Raw genomic sequence first — 3,164 nt, 5'->3', positions numbered from 1 at the left:
TACGTCACTACCACCAAATCTTTCGGTTACTGTTGCGGTGTAGAGTGGTCAGCTAAAGGCTGGAGTTATGAGATTGTTTCCGGCAACGATAATCTAACTGTTTTAGGACGTGAAATCATTGGTACACGTAACTTACAATTAGTTACCAAAGAAAAGCCTGTGTTTGAACTGGGTGAATTAGTCGAGTTCCGATTTCATGGCGACGGGCCACCAGCAAGGATTGTCCAAGGCATCCAACTGATTTGCGATTCCTGGTTCTACTGCATCGAATGGATGTCCCCAGGAATATCTGAAAACGGTGACGAGCTTTTTACTTTCAGAGATGCGATCGCCCTTGGCGGGACTTCGCCCATCGCACGAGTGACTGACTATGACTTGGAGAGGGTGCGATTATGACGGTGTACACCTTATATTATCGTGGCGAAATCCGAGGCGAAGGCATCTCAATCTCGCTGTACCCTCCCAAAAATTGGAAAGGTAAACACCTTCCACTATTCGCGCCAACTCCCGAACTGCTGAACTGGTGGAAGGCATCAGCCCAGGATACCGCCGCACAGGAAGAATCGCTGGGTTATCCTGTGAAGTGCGTTCCCGCTTCTCCTGTCGGAGACGCTACGCGAACGGGTTTCCGTAGGCATCGCTTGCCCTGCGGCTCTCTGCACGGCGAGGATTTGGAGGATTGGTCGGAGCTTGGGGTGCTGGCTGTTCTGTCGGGGTTACAGCAGGAGTTCTATCGGGGGCGGTTGGTGGCTGGGTTGGCGGCGGTGGGGTCAGGCTGACGGTGGGGGCTTTTATGTTTCCAGTGAGGAGTTTGTGGCGGTGTTGAGGAGAGCAGAAAGAAGTACTTCCTAACAAGCATAGAATACAGCAAAGTCCGAAGAACTTTTTCGACGCGAATAATGACGCGAATAATATTTATTTTCTACCCACCTTGATTTCCAAAAAAAATTAGATCGTTCTGCTTCGCCACACTCAACAAGGGTAAAAAAACAAGAGCAGAGGGCAAAAGAGAAAAAGTATAAAGGGCTACTGAAGAATCCTCCCGGCAGCGCACACAATACGAAAACCAATATCATTGCTGCGGTTGCCGCGCGAGAAGCTGTAGCGAAACGCGGAACGGCAGTAGCTAGGAAGGCTGACCCAGGAACCACCCCGTAGCACGGTACTTTCTTGTTTTTGAGAAAAGTTACCATTTTCATCAAACCAAGGACTTCCATCTGTTGGCGCACCTTCATAGCTAGCGTGCCAATCATCGAGACACCATTCCCCGACGTTTCCGTGCATATCGTATAATCCAAAGACGTTAGCTACCTCAAAACTGCCCACAGGTATAATTTCTTGTCGATAGATACCTTTTGGCCCTCGTACCGACCATAAGAACCATTTATGTTTTTCGTGATCTGTACCCCTGTAATTAGCAACGTCAGTTGTAATTGTCTCGCCAAAGTGAAAGGGGGTAGTAGTTCCAGCGCGACAGGCATATTCCCATTCTGCTTCGCTGGGTAGCCGATACTGTCTTTTTGTATGGGAGGATAAGCGATCGCAAAATTCCACCGCATCGTACCAAGACACTTGCTCTACAGGTAGTTGCTCCCCTTTGAATTCCGATGGGTCAGCTTGTAGCTCTCTGTTGACGTGCGCTAGTGCTGCTACGGCTTTCCACTGTGCTTGGGTAACTGGATATTTACTCATACAAAATTGCTGAATAGTTACTGAATGCTGAGGAATTTCTGATTTTCTGCGCTCTAATTCATCTTCTGGTGAACCCATCATGAAGCTACCAGCAGGAATCAGTACCATATCTAACGTCATTCCGTTGCCAAAAGTCTCAGTGAAATATTCCGCTTGACCTTGTTCACACTTGATTTCCTGCCCTTGAGCATTTACCGTTACTACATCAAATTTAAAAACTGGTCGATCATCTTTGCGGATAGAGGTCGGCTCTAAAGCTACTGCTCTCCCTCCTCCAGGTGAAGCAACAGGTTGAGTAATTGATAAAGTCTCAGAAATAGAATTGAAATCCTGTACTTGGCGTTGAGCTATCCTTTTAATTGCTCGAATTGCGTCTCTATCAGCACGAGATACTGCTAACACCCTGATCCACAATTGCTCTGCTACTAATAAATCTCCTTCATTTTCAGCCAGAGACGCTTGATATTTCAACGGCTCTGCATCTTTTATTCTCGCGGCTTGTTCTATTAAGATGTAGTACATCTTGTAGGGTGGCTCCGCTTTCAAATAAGGATTTTGTTCGGGTTTTTTATAATCAGCATTTACTTCAGGTACTCTGTAACGCAAATGTTGCTCTAAACGTTCTACTGTCGCACAATTGGCCTCTTCCTGGATTCGTAGCCCTTCTAGTAAGCTGTAAGTAAACGACCCATGCTGTAATTCATCTATCTCCCAAGACTTTTGGCTTGGCGCACATGAGTAAAAGGTGATCACTCCCTTCTGTTCCTGGGCCCCTACTCCTAACCCAGAGCGATCGCCTTCATCTCGACAAGCATCTATTAACAAAACTACATTATCTGCCCCACAACGCCGCAGCCTTTGGGTCACATAATCAATAGAGATTGCTGTTGTGGGATCTGTAGGGTCACTATCCAAAAACATGAGATAGTCTTGGTCTACATAACGTTTCCCATGACCTGCAAAAAAGAACCACAGATTATCTTCTGCTTTCAATAACGCTTCTTCAAACTGTTTATTTAAAAATCGCTTAAACCGGCCTTGAAATGGTTGAGTTGGTATTGGTGGATTTGTTTTTATCGCCGGAGAATCTTCTGTAAACAGAAAAACTTGGTCAAATTGAGCTTCATTCTCAAACCAAGCCTTCATCGCCTCTGCATCCCGTTTGGCATAATTTAGCGCCTGGAGGTTATCATAATTGTTTATCCCAACTACAATTGCCCAATTTTTACCCATATCACTGTTTGCTATTTACGCTTGAACTTGAAGGTCATTGCTCCTTTACCACCAGCTTTACCTCCACCAATCCCAAACAAGCTGATTTGTCCTTCTCCATTTATTTCTACTGATAGCTCAATTTCCTGAAGCTGTATCTTTGAATCCGGTTCATCTGCTTCGTCCAACATTTCTCTCATCGCTTGCAGAAACCCTTGCATTTCCTGCTTCAGCTTCCCTACTTCTACCGATTTTCGTCT

At 45.8% G+C, this 3,164-nt stretch carries 3 protein-coding genes and 1 pseudogene; 1 reads left to right on the top strand and 3 read right to left on the bottom strand.

Going from position 1 to position 3,164, the window contains the following annotated elements:
- On the top strand, positions 1–396 hold a 396-nt coding region (locus GNF10_RS36085), incomplete at its 5' end, for a DUF1392 family protein (RefSeq protein WP_185607448.1).
- A 216-nt stretch (positions 397–612) separates the two neighbouring features.
- Here GNF10_RS36085 and GNF10_RS36080 read toward each other — a convergent pair.
- From GNF10_RS36080 to GNF10_RS36070, 3 genes and pseudogenes are all read right to left on the bottom strand, one after another.
- Positions 613–855, bottom strand: coding sequence for a hypothetical protein (locus tag GNF10_RS36080; protein ID WP_185607447.1), 243 nt, complete (start codon positions 853–855; stop codon positions 613–615).
- Between the two features lie 171 nt (positions 856–1,026).
- Complete coding sequence (locus GNF10_RS36075) at positions 1,027–2,925, bottom strand: SUMF1/EgtB/PvdO family nonheme iron enzyme (protein WP_185587122.1); 1,899 nt, start codon at positions 2,923–2,925, stop codon at positions 1,027–1,029.
- 11 nt (positions 2,926–2,936) lie between these two features.
- Positions 2,937–3,164 (bottom strand): annotated as a pseudogene (locus GNF10_RS36070) (hypothetical protein); the annotation flags it as partial.

It is taken from the genome of Nostoc sp. UCD121, from assembly GCF_014222285.1.
Lineage (GTDB): Bacteria > Cyanobacteriota > Cyanobacteriia > Cyanobacteriales > Nostocaceae > Nostoc.
This window is presented reverse-complemented; position numbering and strand designations above follow the sequence as displayed.

Coding starts and splice junctions, on each gene's coding strand:
- GNF10_RS36075 (WP_185587122.1), bottom strand. CDS start 2,925: ATGGGTAAAAATTGGGCAATTGTAGTTGGGATAAACAATTATGATAAC.